Source organism: Vreelandella arcis (assembly GCF_900103865.1).
In the GTDB taxonomy this organism is placed as follows: Bacteria; Pseudomonadota; Gammaproteobacteria; order Pseudomonadales; family Halomonadaceae; genus Vreelandella; species Vreelandella arcis.
The window spans coordinates 238,937-254,305 of the sequence record NZ_FNII01000007.1 but is presented as its reverse complement, the minus strand read 5'-3'; the positions used below and the strand labels follow the sequence as shown (position 1 = coordinate 254,305).

The 15,369-nt window shown below is 56.0% G+C and carries 18 protein-coding genes; 6 read left to right on the top strand and 12 right to left on the bottom strand.

What is annotated here, in order from left to right; all coding sequences use genetic code 11:
* Positions 1-42: 42 nt before the first annotated feature.
* A complete protein-coding gene (locus tag BLR97_RS10650) occupies positions 43-981 on the bottom strand; it encodes a LysR family transcriptional regulator (protein WP_089706105.1) in 939 nt (312 codons plus the stop codon).
* A gap of 228 nt (positions 982-1,209) precedes the next feature.
* The gene (locus BLR97_RS10645; RefSeq protein ID WP_089706102.1) at positions 1,210-1,545 is read right to left on the bottom strand and encodes a zinc ribbon domain-containing protein YjdM; all 336 of its coding nucleotides are present in this window, start codon (positions 1,543-1,545) and stop codon (positions 1,210-1,212) included.
* 98 nt (positions 1,546-1,643) lie between these two features.
* Here BLR97_RS10645 and BLR97_RS10640 point away from each other — a divergent pair, with 98 nt between their 5' ends.
* Entirely contained in the window at positions 1,644-2,033 is a 390-nt protein-coding gene (locus BLR97_RS10640; RefSeq protein ID WP_089706099.1) for an ester cyclase, read from the top strand.
* On the opposite strand, the gene BLR97_RS10635 is transcribed toward BLR97_RS10640, so the two are convergent.
* Complete coding sequence (locus BLR97_RS10635; protein WP_089706096.1) at positions 2,030-2,473, bottom strand: GNAT family N-acetyltransferase; 444 nt, start codon at positions 2,471-2,473, stop codon at positions 2,030-2,032. The genes BLR97_RS10640 and BLR97_RS10635 overlap by 4 nt on opposite strands.
* Before the next feature lie 275 nt (positions 2,474-2,748).
* Positions 2,749-3,705 carry an AraC family transcriptional regulator gene (locus BLR97_RS10630; RefSeq protein WP_244511285.1) on the bottom strand — a complete coding sequence of 319 codons (957 nt, stop codon included), beginning with the start codon at positions 3,703-3,705 and terminating at the stop codon, positions 2,749-2,751.
* A 113-nt stretch (positions 3,706-3,818) separates the two neighbouring features.
* Here BLR97_RS10630 and BLR97_RS10625 point away from each other — a divergent pair, with 113 nt between their 5' ends.
* The 3 genes from BLR97_RS10625 to BLR97_RS10615 all read left to right on the top strand — a co-directional run bounded on the left by BLR97_RS10625 (position 3,819) and on the right by BLR97_RS10615 (position 6,349).
* Positions 3,819-4,652 carry an oxidoreductase gene (locus tag BLR97_RS10625; RefSeq protein ID WP_089706089.1) on the top strand — a complete coding sequence of 278 codons (834 nt, stop codon included), beginning with the start codon at positions 3,819-3,821 and terminating at the stop codon, positions 4,650-4,652.
* Positions 4,653-4,827: 175 nt separating this feature from the next.
* The gene (locus tag BLR97_RS10620; RefSeq protein WP_089706087.1) at positions 4,828-5,658 is read left to right on the top strand and encodes a helix-turn-helix transcriptional regulator; all 831 of its coding nucleotides are present in this window, start codon (positions 4,828-4,830) and stop codon (positions 5,656-5,658) included.
* A 79-nt stretch (positions 5,659-5,737) separates the two neighbouring features.
* Positions 5,738-6,349: a LysE family translocator gene (locus BLR97_RS10615; protein WP_089706085.1), complete on the top strand. Its 612-nt coding sequence runs from the start codon at positions 5,738-5,740 to the stop codon at positions 6,347-6,349.
* Positions 6,350-6,422: 73 nt separating this feature from the next.
* Here BLR97_RS10615 and BLR97_RS10610 read toward each other — a convergent pair whose 3' ends face one another.
* The 7 genes from BLR97_RS10610 to trpB form a co-directional block, all read right to left on the bottom strand.
* Positions 6,423-6,782: a VOC family protein gene (locus BLR97_RS10610; protein WP_089706083.1), complete on the bottom strand. Its 360-nt coding sequence runs from the start codon at positions 6,780-6,782 to the stop codon at positions 6,423-6,425.
* Between the two features lie 43 nt (positions 6,783-6,825).
* Positions 6,826-7,155, bottom strand: a complete 330-nt coding sequence (locus BLR97_RS10605) for a hypothetical protein (protein ID WP_089706082.1) — start codon at positions 7,153-7,155, stop codon at positions 6,826-6,828.
* 143 nt (positions 7,156-7,298) lie between these two features.
* Positions 7,299-7,928, bottom strand: coding sequence for an SDR family oxidoreductase (locus BLR97_RS10600; RefSeq protein WP_089706079.1), 630 nt, complete (start codon positions 7,926-7,928; stop codon positions 7,299-7,301).
* Between the two features lie 90 nt (positions 7,929-8,018).
* The gene (locus BLR97_RS10595; RefSeq protein WP_089706078.1) at positions 8,019-9,074 is read right to left on the bottom strand and encodes a DUF3541 domain-containing protein; all 1,056 of its coding nucleotides are present in this window, start codon (positions 9,072-9,074) and stop codon (positions 8,019-8,021) included.
* A gap of 306 nt (positions 9,075-9,380) precedes the next feature.
* Complete coding sequence (locus tag BLR97_RS10590; protein ID WP_089706075.1) at positions 9,381-9,605, bottom strand: addiction module protein; 225 nt, start codon at positions 9,603-9,605, stop codon at positions 9,381-9,383.
* 107 nt (positions 9,606-9,712) lie between these two features.
* On the bottom strand, positions 9,713-10,531 hold the full coding sequence (trpA, locus tag BLR97_RS10585) for a tryptophan synthase subunit alpha (protein WP_089706189.1): 819 nt from the start codon (positions 10,529-10,531) through the stop codon (positions 9,713-9,715).
* A 47-nt stretch (positions 10,532-10,578) separates the two neighbouring features.
* Positions 10,579-11,805 carry a tryptophan synthase subunit beta gene (trpB, locus tag BLR97_RS10580; RefSeq protein ID WP_089706072.1) on the bottom strand — a complete coding sequence of 409 codons (1,227 nt, stop codon included), beginning with the start codon at positions 11,803-11,805 and terminating at the stop codon, positions 10,579-10,581.
* A 106-nt stretch (positions 11,806-11,911) separates the two neighbouring features.
* Here trpB and BLR97_RS10575 point away from each other — a divergent pair, with 106 nt between their 5' ends.
* Positions 11,912-12,814 (top strand): LysR family transcriptional regulator, encoded by a 903-nt coding sequence (locus BLR97_RS10575; protein ID WP_089706069.1) that lies wholly within the window; start codon positions 11,912-11,914, stop codon positions 12,812-12,814.
* A gap of 223 nt (positions 12,815-13,037) precedes the next feature.
* Here BLR97_RS10575 and BLR97_RS10570 read toward each other — a convergent pair whose 3' ends face one another.
* A complete protein-coding gene (locus BLR97_RS10570) occupies positions 13,038-13,922 on the bottom strand; it encodes a LysR family transcriptional regulator (protein ID WP_089706066.1) in 885 nt (294 codons plus the stop codon).
* 314 nt (positions 13,923-14,236) lie between these two features.
* Between BLR97_RS10570 and BLR97_RS10565 the strand changes: the two genes are divergently transcribed.
* A complete protein-coding gene (locus BLR97_RS10565) occupies positions 14,237-15,277 on the top strand; it encodes an amino acid ABC transporter substrate-binding protein (protein ID WP_089706063.1) in 1,041 nt (346 codons plus the stop codon).
* Positions 15,278-15,369: the final 92 nt, after the last annotated feature.

Sequence of the window (15,369 nt, the reverse complement as noted above, 5' to 3'; positions counted from 1 at the left end):
ACGAAAAAGTTGCCAACGTTGCAACGCAAGCTCGGATACCGTTCAAACAACGTCAAAGAACGTTCTTACATTCTTCATTTCCAGCAGCCCATCCCATAGCCGCTGGGCTTCTATTGCTAGGGGCGCTGTTCGTCTCAGCAGGATAATTTTTAATGGCACATCGAAAGCGGCACCTCCCGCTCGAACAAGCCGCTTAGCCCCAAGGTCTTCTCGCACTAGCGAATAGGGAAGCCACGAAACTCCCAATTTTGATAACGTCATATGACGCAAACTATCCGCAAGACCAGCATCATGGTGTTGCTGTAAATTCAAACCCTGATTCACAAGCATGGCACTCAGCGACCAGCCCAAATGGCATTCTTGGGAATAATTCAAAAATGAGAGAGGGGAGCCATCTGCAGCATGTAAATTAAACAGTGGCTGACCTGCGGCATTTGGCGCGCTAACAGGGATGAGAGACTCGGTATCGAGCTCAATTGAAGTGTAACTACCACTCTCTACTCCCAAACGACTTGCAATAAGGTATTCATCATCGAATAGCGCCGTTACATAGTCGGCTTCTCCCTGATCCAGAGCGGCCAGGCATTCCGGCAATGTATTAGCATCAATGCTAAATTTTGCCTGTGTGAACTGCTCTTGTAAGCGCGGCATCCAGTGGGGAAAAAATATCGCAGCCATAATGTGTGGTGAGCAAAATCGTATCCGCCTTTTCTGATCGTTAATATCATCAGCAACGGAGTGGCGAAATCGATCAAAAGCGCTAAGCGCTTGTGAAGCTACCATTTGCAGGCTTTGCCCTGCTTCCGTCAGCACTAGCTCCCCTTTACGCCGCTCAAACAGCGCGGTGCCTGCCCACTCTTCAAGACCTTGAATACGACGGCTCAACCCTGACACCGAAACATGCCGCTGCTCAGCCGTGCGGCTAAAACTCTTGGTTTCACAAAGGGCCAGGAAATCTCTCAGGATTATCAAATCAGTCATTGAAGGCCTTCCGGCAGATAAGCTTTAGTCTTACTTTAGCTAAATCAACCGAAAGGAAATAGCGCTTTTGAATACTTTCCAATCCCGCTGTCAAAGGCCTTAAAGCTAATTTTGTCGCACCCGACCAGATACCCGGACACCCGCTTCGCTTAAACGCTGAGTGACGCGGTGGTGGATGAACCTCAGCTCACGGCGTCGTGAGGTGGATCGAAGAATTCCGGATCTTATTCAGGCCTTTTTCACAAAATGGGCGGTCACCATCATGTCGCCGACGCCGTCGACCTTGCAGTCCAGTTGGTGATCCTTGCTATCCACGAGCCGCTTGATAACGGCTTTGGTGCCTACCTTGAGTACCAGTGAGCTGCCTTTGACCTTGAGGTCTTTGATCATCGTTACCTTGTCGCCTTCCGATAACAGGGTGCCGTGGGCATCTTTTACAGTTAAGGTGTCTTCCGCCTCTGGCTCAGCGGGGTTCCATTCGTGGCCGCATTCCGGGCAGATGAGCAGGCTTTGATCCTGATAGACGAATTCAGATTGGCAACTTGGGCAAGGTGGGCACGACATAAATGATGGCTTCTGTGGTTTGATTTGCTGCTTATGATACTGGGCCTGTGTACCCTTGGCGAATGCCTTCACGCCTGCCCAGGAAAGGAGAAGCAAAGATGAGCAAGTTTGATCTAAAAGCGACCTATCGCGGCTACATCGCCTGCCTCAATAAGCAGGCGTGGACGAACCTTGGCCAGTTCGTGCATGACGATGTTCGCCACAACGGCAAGCCGCTGGGGCTCGATGGCTATCGCGCCATGCTGGAAGCCGACTACGAGCAGATACCTGACCTTCACTTCAACATTCAGCTGTTGATCGCTGAACCGCTGACTATCGCGTGCAGGCTTCGGTTCGACGTCACGCCCAAAGGCAACTTCCTGGGCTTACCTATCAATGGCCAGAAAGTGACGTTTTGCGAGAACGCGTTCTATCTCTTCCACGACAAAAAGATTCGAGACGTCTGGTCGGTGATCGATAAGGCCGCGATTGAAGCTCAACTTGGCTAAACGTTCTGATTATTCCCATTAATAAACGAATACAGCTGAATATCTGAACGACACGCCCAGCCCTGGCTGGCCCAGAATTGTCTGGCGGTTTCGTTCTCGGCCATAATCATTAGGTGCGATTTCAGTATCCCTTCGTTTTTCAGCGCTTCCAGGCATAGGCTTACCAACTGTGTCGCAATGCCTTTTCGGCGGTGGGCGTCCGCAACTGATAAGTGCTGGATATAGCCCCGCTTGCCATCGTGGCCCGCCATTAACGTACCCACCAGTTTTCCCTCTGCTCCTTTCTCTACTTCGGCCACAAAGCTCAAGCCGGGGTTGCGCAGCAGGTATTTCTCGATGCCTTCCCGTGAATCGGCATCGCGCAGGCGAACGCCTTCACTCTCGCTCCATAGAGCGATGGCGGCCTCATAGTCGTTAATGGTCATCGTACGGTAGTGCATTAATGGATTCTCACTGGGTGGTGGTTAAGTTGAAGCTCTGTTCGTTTATCTTTCTTATTTCAGGCTAATTTGTACGCTTATTGTCCCACAGCCGATTAGCAATTATGTACAAGCATTAGGAGGCGGGCCTGCATAAGCTAGGTGGTGTGACTAATCAGGAGGGGCGGCATAACCAACGCAGGCCGGTTTCAATTTATCAAGACGGTGCTATCCGCCTTGGTAGCGCAGCTCATTAGCCTGCGCATGGCGGCGTTGTGACTAAACTCAGGTCAGCCTCAATGCGACGAGACGTAATCCGACTTGGTGAAAGCAGGCGGTAGCGCGAAGTTCTCCCGCATTCGCTTCGTTTCGGCAGCTGGCGTCAATCCGAAAAGCCGTTTGAACTCCCGATTGAATTGCGAAGCACTCAGGTAGCCGACGGCGTGGCAAGCGGCCTCTGCCGTCATGCTCTGACGAACCATCAGCAGTCGTGCTTGATGCAGTCGCGTGGATTTAACGTACTGCATGGGTGAAGTGTGCGTAATGGCTTTGAAGTGATTAAGAAACGTCGGAACGCTCATACCAGCCTCGCTAGCCAGTTGCGACAGGTTAAGCGGCTGAGCGTAGGTCGCGTGGATGTGGCGTAACGCCTTGCCGATTTTCCCGAACTGCCCCTGCATTGCCAGCGCCGCACGCATGGCATTGCCCTGCGCACCGGTGAGCACGCGAAAATACAGTTCTCTCACCAGCGCGGGGCCAAGAATCTCCGCCTCAAGCGGCTGACTCATCGTTTCGAGAAAACGTGTCACGGACACCCGCAACGCAGCATCCATGGGGCTGGACATTAGGCTTTGGGCCACGTTTTCCTGGGCAGGAGACTGATGGCGGTCGATCTGGATCATCAGCTCCGCGGCGAGCTGAAAGTCCAGATGCATATATATGGCTAGCAGTGGGTGTTCTGGCGTCGCCTCGGTTTCCATCGTGAAGGGTACCGGCACCGCGACCGCCAGATAGTGCTGCTCGTCGTAAAGATAAACCTGATGGCCGAAATAACCCCGCTTTCGCCCCTGGCAAACAATCACGATACCGGGGTCGTACAGCACGGGGGTACGAGACAAGGGACGATCCGAACGCAGGATGCGCACGTCGGGCAGGGCCGTGAGGTTGTATCCTTCTTCCGGCGCCAGCGCCTGAAGCAGCGTCACCATGTGCCGCTGTTCAGCCGTCTGCGGAGTGGAAAGTGCTTTTTTCACGCGATACCGACTGGAATTATCAGAATAGGCAATAATATAAGAATTTTATGCCTGAAAGCAGGCAATGCAAAGGGGTAATGTGCATCTTTCACTGATACACAGGAGCTATTTGCATGTCTACCAGCAAACTTTTACTCATCACAGGCGTCAGTAGCGGCTTTGGCCGGGCGCTGGCTCAAGAAGCACTTGCTACCGGCCATCAGGTGGTCGGCACGGTACGCAGCGAACGGGCCAGGCAGGCATTTGAGGCACTCAATCCGGAGAAAGCAGTGGGCCGTGTGCTCGATGTGACCGACTTCGATGCCATCGACGGGGTCGTGGCCGAGATAGAGGCAAACGTCGGAGAAATCGATGTTCTCGTCAACAACGCCGGTTACGGCCATGAAGGTATCCTGGAGGAGTCCTCATTGGCCGAAATGCGTCGGCAGTTTGACGTGAACGTATTCGGAGCCGTTGCCGTCACAAAGGCTGTGTTGCCATACATGCGCGCACGTCGGCGCGGACATATCCTCAACATCACGTCTATGGGTGGTTTCATCACGATGCCAGGCATCGCTTATTACTGTGGTAGTAAATTTGCACTTGAAGGTATTTCGGAGGTGCTCGGTAAGGAAGTGAAATCGTTCAATGTTCATGTCACTGCCGTGGCGCCCGGCTCGTTTCGCACCGATTGGGCTGGTCGTTCGATGTCCCGCTCGCCGCGCTCGATCCCCGAATACGATGCGCTGTTTGATCCGATTCGTAATGCCCGCGTCGAGAAAAGCGGTCAGCAACTTGGCGATCCGGCAAAGGCAGCTCGCGCAATGCTGGACGCAATAGCCAGCGACACGCCGCCGGAGCATCTGCTGCTGGGAAGCGATGCACTAGCGCTGGTGCGCGGCAAATTGTCGGCGCTTGCCGACGAAATCAGTGAATGGGAGACACTCACGCGCTCGACCGATGGCTGAAGGTTCAACTGCTAAATCCCTTCGCATGGCTACCTTTCGATAGCGCGATAGATGCCAATGCATCGTTGTCGGTTATCTCGCCTCCTTCCCCCGCAGCCGATTAGCAATTATGTACAAGCATTCGGGCGCGGGGTTGGCATAAGCTAGGTGGTGTGACTAATCAGGAGGGGGCGGCATGAGTAACGTAAGCCGGTTTCAATTCATCAAAAGCCAGCACGTGCCAACACTGACGGTGCTTCACGCGGCTATTGAGGATTTCAGCTACGACCGCCATGCCCACGAGGAGTATGCCTTCGGCGTAACGCTGGCGGGACGGCAGGATTTCTTCAGCGGTGGGCAGTTTCATCGTAGCCCACCGGGCAACGTTATTTTGTTCAATCCAGAGGAAGTCCACGACGGCCAACCGGGCGGTGAGCGCGTGCTGGATTACCTGATGGTGTATGCACACCCCGAGCAGGTTAAACCCTTGTTTGCTGATGCCCTGGGGCACGAGCATACGACTGACTTTCACTCAAATAACACCCTTGTTCAGGATGTACGGCTGCGCAATGCCATTCTGGAACTGGCGCGCTTGGTCACTTCTCACTCCGGTAGCTGTATTGATCAGGAGAACGCGCTTTATCAGGTGATCGAGCGCACAGTGCAACTCGGCGGAGTCTCTCAACCCAATCAAGTGCCCACTCGGCCCGATGCACTGCTGGGCTTGGCGAAAGAGTATATCCACGCCCATCTGGACGTCGATCTCTCTCTTGATGACATCAGCCAAGCGGCGCATCTATCTAAATACCATTTCTTGCGTCTGTTTCGTCAGCATTACGGCATCACGCCGCATCAGTATGTGATTAATTGTCGGATCAATGCAGCCCGCTCCGCGCTAGATCAAGGCGCTTCCCTGACCGAGGTCGCTTTGCGTTATGGGTTTGCCGATCTCAGCCATTTCAATCGTCGCTTTAAGCGCATTTATGGCATGACGCCCCATAAGTACCAGCGTGATATCGCACGCTAGGCTCTGAACGAAAACTGGCTGCGCTCGCCGACTTTTCGGACAGACCCTTACACCTAAGTACCAGAATAGAGGCTTCACCATGTTAGCAATCGTCGCCTATGCCCTAGGCGCTATGTATTCGCCTGGGCCTGTGAATCTGCTTGGCCTGAATATTGGCATCAATGGTCGCGCCAAACAATCGGTAGGATTTTGCCTGGGCGTGGGCACCGCCATGCTGGTTTACTTATTGGTATTGGGCTGGGTGGGGGCTGCTTGGATTAACGATGAAGCACTGCTTGTGGTGAGTGCTTTGGGCTGTGGCTATATTGTTTATCTCGCGAGCAAAATTGCCCGTTCAAACATTGATTTAAACAAGCCGGATAACGTCCCTCGGCTGTTAAGTTTTCGAGACGGGCTCATCATGCAGTTGCTTAACCCCAAAGCCATTGTGGCCACCCTGCCCATCGCCACACTGCAGTTTCCTGCCGCTGACATTCATGGGCTTAGCTTAGTGGTTTGGGCGTTCGGGCTGGCGATGCTAGCCGCAGGCGCACCCGGCAGTTATGTGATGATCGGCAGCGTGGTAGGCAATCGTATTAAAAACCCAGGAATCGTTAAGGGCTTCAATTGGCTGATGGCAGGGTTGCTTGTCGCCGTGGCGTTATCGATTGGTTATGAGCACGTTTGGTTACCGCTCACGTCTACTGCCTAGCTTGATTGTTTGATAACGCGTTCCTACTGTTCATTATCAACCGGCTCAATATCAATCAGCCCGAAGGTAGGCGTTAGGCGCGCGTCTCTGACCAAACGGCAAACTCATTGCCGCTGGGTTCGATGAAGTGAAAGCGAAAGCCTCCGGGGAACTCGAAAATCGGCTTTATGACCTCGCCGCCGTGGTCCACCACCTTGTTGTAGGTGGCTTCCAGGTGTTCGCTGTAGAACACCAGCAGGGCAGCGCCGTTGGCGGTGCGACTGCAGGCGTCCCCCTGGTAGAAGCCGCCGTCCAGCCCCTGACTGGCAAACGCGGTGTATTCGGGGCCGTAATCGGTAAACTCCCAGCCAAACACGGCTGAGAAGAAGGCTTTGGTGGCGTTCAAGTCCTTGGCGGCGAACTCGACGTAGTTGAGCGTTTCATGTTGGTTCATGCCCTGCTCCTTTGTTTTTGTTGTGCTTTTTAATACGGCTTTTTTAATCGTCGCCCTGTCCGAAGCCGATGCCCAGGCGCAGCGCCTGAAGGCCGTCGAATTCGACGCTTACCTCGTCTGAAAATACCGGGTGCCCTTGCACTGCTAAATCCAGTGCCACCTCAGCGCCGCGGTACGCGACGGTCATGGTGATGTTCGCGGAGGTGCTGATGGGCGCCAGCAGGCCATACTCGACGTTATCCACGCTGATGGAGGAAAGGCCACGGTCATCCAGCTGCTTTTGCGCTTCCTGCTTCACAGTCACGCCGTAATAAACATAGAGCCCGGCATAGCCCAGCGCGAGCACGACTAACAGTGATAATAGCTTTTTCATCGAGTTTCTCGAGTTGTCAGAACTTGGATGGTGGCTTCCTGCGGTAACAGAGACCATAACGCAACGCCGCCACCCTTGTATCGAGAAAGCGACTCAGGGCGGCGGCGTGTTGGTTATTAGACGGGCAATGCCTGCGGCGATGGTTATTTGATGATCTCACCTATCGGTCGCTTACCGTCCAGCAGCATGAATTCCTGGTTGGTGATGTTGGCGTTTTGCACGGTATGCAGCAGCGCGTGGGCGACGTTGGCGCGGGATATCTGGTTATCGCCCGCTTCATCCAGGGAATCCGCAAACTGCTGGCTGGCGGGTTCGTCCGTCAGGCGGCCGGGCTTGAGGATGGCGTAGGGCACGCCGCTGGTGCGCAGGTGGGCGTCGGCGGCAAACTTCGCGGCCATGTAGGGGCGCAGTTTTTCCGGCGCTTGCATGGGGTCTTCCGCGCGCATGGCGCTGATCATCACGTAGCGCGATAGGCCCTGCTCGCTTGCGATATCCGCCGCGCGAATGGCCCCGTAAAGATCAATCAGCAGCGTTTTATCCGGCCCGGTGTGGGGGCCTGAACCGGCGGTGAAGACCACCTGGTCGCAGCCTTCAAAGGCGTGGGCAAAGTCGCCTTCCAGGTCGGCAACCACGGTGTCGATGCCGCGCTCCTTGAACCATGGTACCTGCTCGTCGCTGCGCAGCATCGCCTTGATGGGCGTGCCCGCCTGCTGGGCCAGCTCGCAGAACTGTTTGCCAATCTGTCCGTTCGCGCCAATCACTAGCGTGGTCATAGCACCTCCTTATGGTGAACTGATACCCCATCAGTGTAGGCACATTGAGGTAATTCAACCGTGCGCCTCCAACACAGGGGCAATTCCAATCTATTCAGCTGAGCGTAAGCCAAGCGAGTCCGAGAGGTCGGGGCCGGGATGCAGGCGGCCCGGCCAGCGTAACACCATGATCGCCAGAACATTGCGGTGTTCACCACCCGCCAGCCCCTTTTCCCCCGAGGGCGAGGGGATGATGCCGCTGGCCGGATCCACCGCCGCCACCAGCGACTCGCGCACCCGGCCCACCAGCGGGTGGTTCTCGCGGCCGGCAAGCAGGAAGGCCAATGCCACCTCGGCTTGGATGTCGGCCGTGGCCCGGGCCAGGATGCCGGCCGTCTCCCGCTCCAGCGCTTCAAGCACCCAGGCGTGTACCTCCGGATCCACCTTCCGTTGGTAGTAGTGGCTGTCGGCGATGACGAAGTGGGTCAGGCCATAGAGCCAGTTACGGTACTCGGCGTCGTCGAGCTCGGCGACTCGATCAGGCGGGTAGTGGCGTCGGAAGGCTTCCTCCACCTCCCGGCGCAGATCCATCACGCCGAGCTGGTGCAGGAAGTACGTATAGTTGGCCACCTGAGCGGCATAGACCCCGATCACCGAGGGGTCGGTCAGGAAGGTCGACCAGTCGACCTCTGCCTGGTAGCCCAGCGCCCGTTCGTGATTCTCAATGGCCGGCAGCAGGTCGTGGTACTCGGCCTGGACCAGCCGGAACAACAGCGAACGGGCGAAGGCGATCTCCCCCCACTCACCCAGCATGGCGCGCCGGGCGCGCTGCTTGGCCGTGCTCTGGGAGTAGTCGGCAACGATCGTCCGGCTGCGGGCAGCCGCGTACCCGGGCTCGGCGAGGCCGACGATGTCCTCCTCGAGTTGCACAATTAGACGCTCGCCGTAGGCACGATTGAGGGCCCGCCAGCGCTGCTCGCCCGTCAGGCGGTAGAGCCGCTGGGCAAAGTGGCGCTGCTTGTTCTCGGACAGCGTCGGCAGCGCCTGCTCGTAGATCTCCTGGATGGCCAGACCGGCGTCGCGCTGGACGTCACGCTCCGCATGCGGCTCCATGGCAGCGCAGCCGGCCAACGCCAGCACCATTATCAGTGAAAAGAGCTTTTTCATAACGCCCCCTCGGTGGTGTTCACTAACGATAGGCCATCATTGCACAGTTGATGAGCAATTATGTACAAGCACCCATAGTGCTACCGGCATAAGCTAGGGCTATCCGCCATGGCGGCGGGCGCGGCCGGCAGTTATGTGATGATCGGCAACCTCGTCGGCAAGCGTATTCAACACACCAGGGTCGTGAAGGGGTTCAACTGGGTAATGGCGGGGTTATTGTGGTCGCCGTGACGTTGTCAATTGGCGTTGAGAATGTCTGGAGGCCGCTTGTGTCCTCTGCTTCCGCTTCAGGGTGAAAGCGAACACTCATCTCTCAAGCCTTGCCCGAAGGTTAGCGAATACTTGCTCGCCTGAAACCGTAGCCACTTTACCCGCCCGTATATCGTCTAAGCGGCTGCGGGCAACATCGACCCATTGCTTGTCGATATCAGCCTCAGGGGAGTTGAGGCTACGCAACAACACATCGACAACTCTTGCACGCTCTTCAACGGGTAATGACTCTGCTTCACTGACAAGCTCTTGGATGTTCATAGTCTCACCTCATGAATGGTTCAGACTGAAGGTATCTCAACTATTATCTTTTCGCCATATTAGCTCTTTTTTGCTATGTGATGCTGCCCAATAAGATCACTTTCTATCTACTGCCGGCACGCCCTGACGCTTTCCGCCAGTTCACTGACGAGGCCGTGCACCTGCTCGACGGCATCATCCGCGCTGGCGGCGTGTTCAATGCAGTCGACCAGCGCCGAGCCCACCACCACGGCGTCGCTGAAGCGGCCGATGGTGGCGGCTTGTTCGGCAGTGCGAATACCGAAGCCGACGGCAATGGGCAGGTCGGTATGTTCGCGCAGTTGCGCCACCGAGCTTTCCAGCCTTTCCGGCGTGGGCGCGCTGCCGCCGGTCACCCCGGCCACCGAGACGTAGTAGATAAACCCGGAGGCGTTCGCCAGCACCTTGGGCAGGCGCCTGGCATCAGTGGTCGGGGTCGCCAGGCGAATAAAATCAATGCCGTGCCGGGCCGCTGGCTGGCAGAGTTCTTCGTCATGTTCCGGCGGCAGGTCGACCACGATCAGACCGTCTACCCCGGCGTTTGCCGCATCGGTTAAAAAGCGCTCTACGCCGTAGCAGAAAATGGGGTTGTAATAGCCCATTAGCACAATTGGTGTAGAGCTGTTTTCCTCACGGAAACGACGCACCATTTCCAGGGTCTTGGCTTGGGTCTGGCCACTTTCCAGTGCACGCAGTGCGGCTTTCTGTATAGCAGGGCCATCGGCCATGGGGTCGCTGAACGGCATGCCGAGTTCGATGATATCTACCCCGGCTTCCGGCAAACCGTGCAGCAGGCGGCGGGAGGCATCAGCGTCCGGGTCGCCGGCGGTGAGGTAGCTGACCAGCGCCGGGCGGTTTTGCTGCTTGAGTGTGGCAAAGCACTGCTCAAGACGCGATGAGTGGGTCACGGCCTGATTGACGGTATCGTTCATGGTGTTGTCCTGGATGGCGATCATTAGCATGCCTCGTCGAGTTGTTCACCCAGATGGTGGGCGACGCTCATCATGTCCTTGTCGCCGCGACCGCTGAGGTTGACTACCATCAGATGCTCGCGGGGCAGCGTGGGCGCGCGTTTGGCGACTTCCGCCAGGGCGTGGGCGGTTTCCAGCGCGGGAATGATGCCCTCCTGGCGGCAGCAGATCTGGAAAGCTTCCAGCGCTTCGGCGTCGGTGGCGGAGACGTACTCAACCCGTTTTTGTTCGTGCAGCCAGGCGTGTTCGGGCCCGATGCCGGGGTAGTCCAGCCCCGCGGAAATCGAATGGGCGTCGCTGATCTGGCCGTCTGCGTTTTGCAGCAGGTAGGTGCGGTTGCCGTGTAGAACCCCTGGGGTGCCGCCGTTCAGGCTGGCCGCGTGCAGGCCGCTTTTCACGCCCTTGCCGCCCGCTTCCACGCCAATCATCTGCACCGCTGAATCGTTCAGGAAGGGATGGAACAGCCCCATGGCGTTGGAGCCGCCGCCAATACAGGCCACTAACGAGTCCGGCAGGCGACCGTGCTTTTCGAGCATCTGGGTTCGGGTTTCATGACCGATCACGGCCTGAAAATCACGTACCATGGCCGGGTACGGGTGTGGCCCCGCTACGGTGCCAATGATGTAGAAGGTGTCGTCGACATTCGTTACCCAGTCGCGCAACGCTTCGTTCATGGCATCTTTTAGCGTGCCTGTGCCCGAGGTAACGGGGATGACTTCCGCGCCCAGCAGCTTCATGCGAAACACGTTGGTCTGCTGGCGCTCGATGTCCGTGGTGCCCATGTAGATCACGCACGGTAGGCCAAAGCGTGCCGCCACCGTGGCCGTGGCCACGCCGTGCATGCCCGCACCGGTTTCGGCGATTATGCGCTTTTTACCCATTTGCTTGGCAAGCAACACCTGGCCGATGCAGTTGTTTATTTTGTGCGCGCCGGTGTGGTTCAGCTCTTCGCGCTTGAGGTAGATGCTCGCCCCGCCGAAATGCTCGGTCAGCCGCTCGGCAAAGTAGAGCGGGCTTGGCCGCCCTACATAGTCGCCTTGAAAATAAGCCAATTGGCGCTGGAATTCGGGATCGTTTTTGGCGGTGGCGTATTCGTCTTGAAGCTCTAAGATCAACGGCATCAGCGTTTCGGCGACGAAGCGGCCACCGAAGCTGCCAAACAGCCCGTTGGCATCGGGCAAGCTGGAAGATAAATCCATGGGTTTATTCATCACGACCTCGGCATGCGTTATCAAACAATGCAATGAAAGTAGCGCAGGCAGGCGGGGATAAAAATCGATAAGATGGCAGCAACATGTGAGCTAGGATCAACTATCAATGCAACACAGCATGCCGCCACTCAGCGCCTTGCGCGCCTTTGAAGCCACCGCACGGCTGGGCAGCGTGACTGCCGCCGCCGATGAACTAAGCGTGACCCACGGCGCGGTTAGTCGCCAGCTGCGTAGCCTGGATGAACACTTTGGCGTCGCGCTGTTTGCCAAGGCTGGCCGTGGGATCGTGCTTACCCCCTACGGGGAGCGGTTGCAAAACGGTGTGGGCGAGGCTTTCACGCGGCTGCGCGATAGTTGCGCCTCCCTCAAGCATGAAGTAGAGGAAGCGCCGTTCACCCTCGCCTGCCCGGGCAGCCTGTTGGCGCGCTGGTTAATCCCCCGCCTGGATCGCCTGCACCGCGACCTGCCCGAGCTCAAGCTGAAAGTCGTGGTCAGCGAAAGCGAGCATCCCGAAAAGCAGACGGAGGCCAGCGCCAGTCTGGCGTTTTCGGCACCTCCCTGGCCCGCCGACAAGCAGGTGATCGAACTAACCCCGGAACGCATCTGCGCGGTAGCGAGCCCGCGCTTGGCGGCCCAGTGCTACTCCGCCCGGCCGGCAACGCTGTTTACCAACACGCTGCTATACACCGCCTCGCGCCCCCAGGCGTGGCCGCAGTGGGCTAACGCCCAAGGGCTTGAGCTGACCCAACTGGAAGAGGCGCTCAGCAACGGCCAGGGGTTCGAGCATCTTTATTATTTGATAGAAGCAGCGGTGGCGGGCTTGGGCGTGGCGATTGCGCCCAAGCTATTGATCGAAGACGACCTGAAGAGCGGTCGACTGGTCGCCCCCTGGGGCAGCATCGAAACACCTGCCCAGTTGTGCCTGTGGCTACCCAGCCAGGCAGATATGCGCCGCAGCGAACCGCTGGCGGAATGGCTTAAGCGGGAGTTGGATGGCGGGGTGTTTTGAAGTCACTTAAAGCTGCTCCAATACGCTATTTAAGAGATAGGCTTCACGCTAGGTATAGCAATTAGTTCACTCTCCATCTGTTGCTCCCGAAAGCATGAATGGATTTCGTGTAGGGCTGATCAGCTATCATCCGCCCCTTTACCCCTAAAAACAGGCTGCACAGTTTGCTCTAAGGGATACCTTCAGAAGAGAACATAATCGAGCTAACCGGCCACATTCCACATTAAGATTGCTCACTGGCAAGGCATTTCCAGAAAGCATCGGCTGCAGCGTTTCTATTTCCTAGCCACCTGACCAGAATTATCTCCACATGTTCTGAGGGCATCTCGGGATATAGTCTAACCAAGTGGCCTTCATCAATCATCGAAGCAATCATGCTATGGGGCATGCAGGCGATACCCTGCCCTAACGCGACCATAGGTTTGAGTGCTTCCGACACCGTGGCTTCGAAAACCCGCTTTAAACGGCTCGGCTCAGGATGGCGCGCCACCTGGGAACGCGATAACTCATGTAGTTGCGCCGAACGTGCATAGGTAAGCCAAGGGATAGTCTTTTGTGAGCTTTCGCACAGCTCGGCCATCTCTTGTGTTCCCACCCAATACAACTCTTCTTGTCCTAACGATAGCACCTCGAAATCATCGCGTTGAAAATATCGCTCCGACTCTGTATCACGGTAGAACAGAATGAAATCGCTCCGCCCCGACATTAACGACATGTAATAATTTTCGGTACTCTTATGGCCGGTATCGATCCGCGTAAATAACGGTTCGTCCAAAGAGGAATATTTAGAGATCCATTGAGGGAAGAAGTTACAAGCAAGCGTGTGCAACGAAGCGAAGGTCAAAGGGCGGTTAATGACCCTTACACTCTGTTCGCATTCTTGGGACAGCCTCACCAACTCAGACGCTACCGGAATGAGCGCATCGCCGGAGGGAGTTAGCCGGATAGGCGTGGTGCGTCGATCAAGCAACTGCGTGGTCAGGTGAGTTTCCAGCAACCGAATCCGGCGGCTCAATGTCGATTGCGAGCATTTTCTCAAGCGCGCCGCAGCTGTGAACTTGCCCGTTTCGGCAAGCGCTAGAAAGTCTCTGTACCAAGTAATGTCCATGTTGTCTCCAGACAAGCTTTAAGACCACCCTAGCACCCTGTTTCTTTTACCACAGAACTCATGGCCGCCATGCTGAAAAAGCAACCTTTAAAATATCAGATTATTTGCATATTCGATAGTTAGTGCAAATCTAGCGATCAATCAGCGCTGGCAGCTGTCTGCCAGGGTCGATAGAGTTTCTAGGAAGGGTTAAGGCGCAATGCATACCGCTCAACATTCATTGATGAGTCGAAGGGCAAATCCACAACGTGCCCTGATGCTTCGCTTCATATTGTGCAGAATTAGATCAAAAACTTGATAAAAAAGGGAAAAACATGAATAACATTAGTTTAATAAAGAAGTGTGCCACCTTCAGCGTCCTTAGCGTTGGTATTGGTATCGCTCTCATTGGCACCGCCCAGGCTGGTCTCTTAGAAGATGTGAAGACCCGCGACACGCTGCGTTGCGGCGTTAGCAGTGATAAAGCCGGATTTTCTTACCTGACCGATAACGGCGAATGGAGTGGCATGGATGTCGATCTTTGCCGCAGCGTGGCTGCAGCAGTCCTCGGTGAAGCCAGTAAGGTCGATTTCGTGGTTACCACAGCTAAGAACAGATTCACCGCACTTGCATCTGGCGAGATTGATGTACTGTCGCGCGCGACCACATGGACCGCGTCGCGTGATGCCAATCTAGGGGCTGATTTCACAACTCCTTGGTTCTACGACGGCCAAGGTGTCATGACCCATGCCAACTTCGGTGTTAGCTCTATCGAGGATCTCGATGGTGCCGTCTTCTGCCTCTCCCCCGGCACTACCTCCGAGCAAAACCTCGAAGACTACTTCGGTCGACGCAATATGAACTATAGCACCGTGGTGATCGAAAAAAGTACCGAACTGTATAATGCCTTTCAACGTGGCCGCTGCGATGCCATCACTAACGACATGAGCGGCCTTGCGTCACGACGCACGCAGTTTGCTGACCCGGATGCTTTCACCCTTCTCCCCGAGGCCATCTCGAAGGAGCCTCTAGGCGCTTATGTCCCACAGGGCGATGCACAATGGCGAGACATCGTCACTTGGACAGCTTTCTCACTCATGAACGCAGAAGAACTCAACGTTACGTCTGAGAATGTCGACGAAATGCGCGACGATACTGAAAACCCCAATGTTGCGCGGCTACTTGGCACCGAAGGGCACATTGGTGAACGATTCGGGCTAGACGATGCGTGGGCTTACCAGGCCATCAAGCAGGTCGGTAACTACAAAGAAATCTTCAATCGCAATGTCGGCCCCGACACTCCGCTGAATTTCGAGCGTGGACTTAATCGCCTGTGGAACGAGGGTGGCATCCTCTACGCTGCTCCCATTCGATAAGTCAGTATCTACCCAAGCTAGAGCGCCCAGACGGTCACTTCTTCCGGACGCTCTCGTATTTTTTCTCATGTCTCAACTGCTATGTCACCGTC

Coding starts and splice junctions, on each gene's coding strand:
- BLR97_RS10635 (WP_089706096.1), bottom strand. CDS start 2,473: ATGCACTACCGTACGATGACCATTAACGACTATGAGGCCGCCATCGCT.
- BLR97_RS10645 (WP_089706102.1), bottom strand. CDS start 1,545: ATGTCGTGCCCACCTTGCCCAAGTTGCCAATCTGAATTCGTCTATCAG.
- BLR97_RS10565 (WP_089706063.1), top strand. CDS start 14,237: ATGAATAACATTAGTTTAATAAAGAAGTGTGCCACCTTCAGCGTCCTT.
- BLR97_RS10610 (WP_089706083.1), bottom strand. CDS start 6,782: ATGAACCAACATGAAACGCTCAACTACGTCGAGTTCGCCGCCAAGGAC.
- BLR97_RS10625 (WP_089706089.1), top strand. CDS start 3,819: ATGTCTACCAGCAAACTTTTACTCATCACAGGCGTCAGTAGCGGCTTT.
- trpB (WP_089706072.1), bottom strand. CDS start 11,805: ATGAATAAACCCATGGATTTATCTTCCAGCTTGCCCGATGCCAACGGG.
- BLR97_RS10595 (WP_089706078.1), bottom strand. CDS start 9,074: ATGAAAAAGCTCTTTTCACTGATAATGGTGCTGGCGTTGGCCGGCTGC.
- BLR97_RS10570 (WP_089706066.1), bottom strand. CDS start 13,922: ATGGACATTACTTGGTACAGAGACTTTCTAGCGCTTGCCGAAACGGGC.
- BLR97_RS10620 (WP_089706087.1), top strand. CDS start 4,828: ATGAGTAACGTAAGCCGGTTTCAATTCATCAAAAGCCAGCACGTGCCA.
- BLR97_RS10600 (WP_089706079.1), bottom strand. CDS start 7,928: ATGACCACGCTAGTGATTGGCGCGAACGGACAGATTGGCAAACAGTTC.
- BLR97_RS10575 (WP_089706069.1), top strand. CDS start 11,912: ATGCAACACAGCATGCCGCCACTCAGCGCCTTGCGCGCCTTTGAAGCC.
- BLR97_RS10615 (WP_089706085.1), top strand. CDS start 5,738: ATGTTAGCAATCGTCGCCTATGCCCTAGGCGCTATGTATTCGCCTGGG.
- BLR97_RS10640 (WP_089706099.1), top strand. CDS start 1,644: ATGAGCAAGTTTGATCTAAAAGCGACCTATCGCGGCTACATCGCCTGC.
- BLR97_RS10650 (WP_089706105.1), bottom strand. CDS start 981: ATGACTGATTTGATAATCCTGAGAGATTTCCTGGCCCTTTGTGAAACC.
- BLR97_RS10590 (WP_089706075.1), bottom strand. CDS start 9,605: ATGAACATCCAAGAGCTTGTCAGTGAAGCAGAGTCATTACCCGTTGAA.
- BLR97_RS10605 (WP_089706082.1), bottom strand. CDS start 7,155: ATGAAAAAGCTATTATCACTGTTAGTCGTGCTCGCGCTGGGCTATGCC.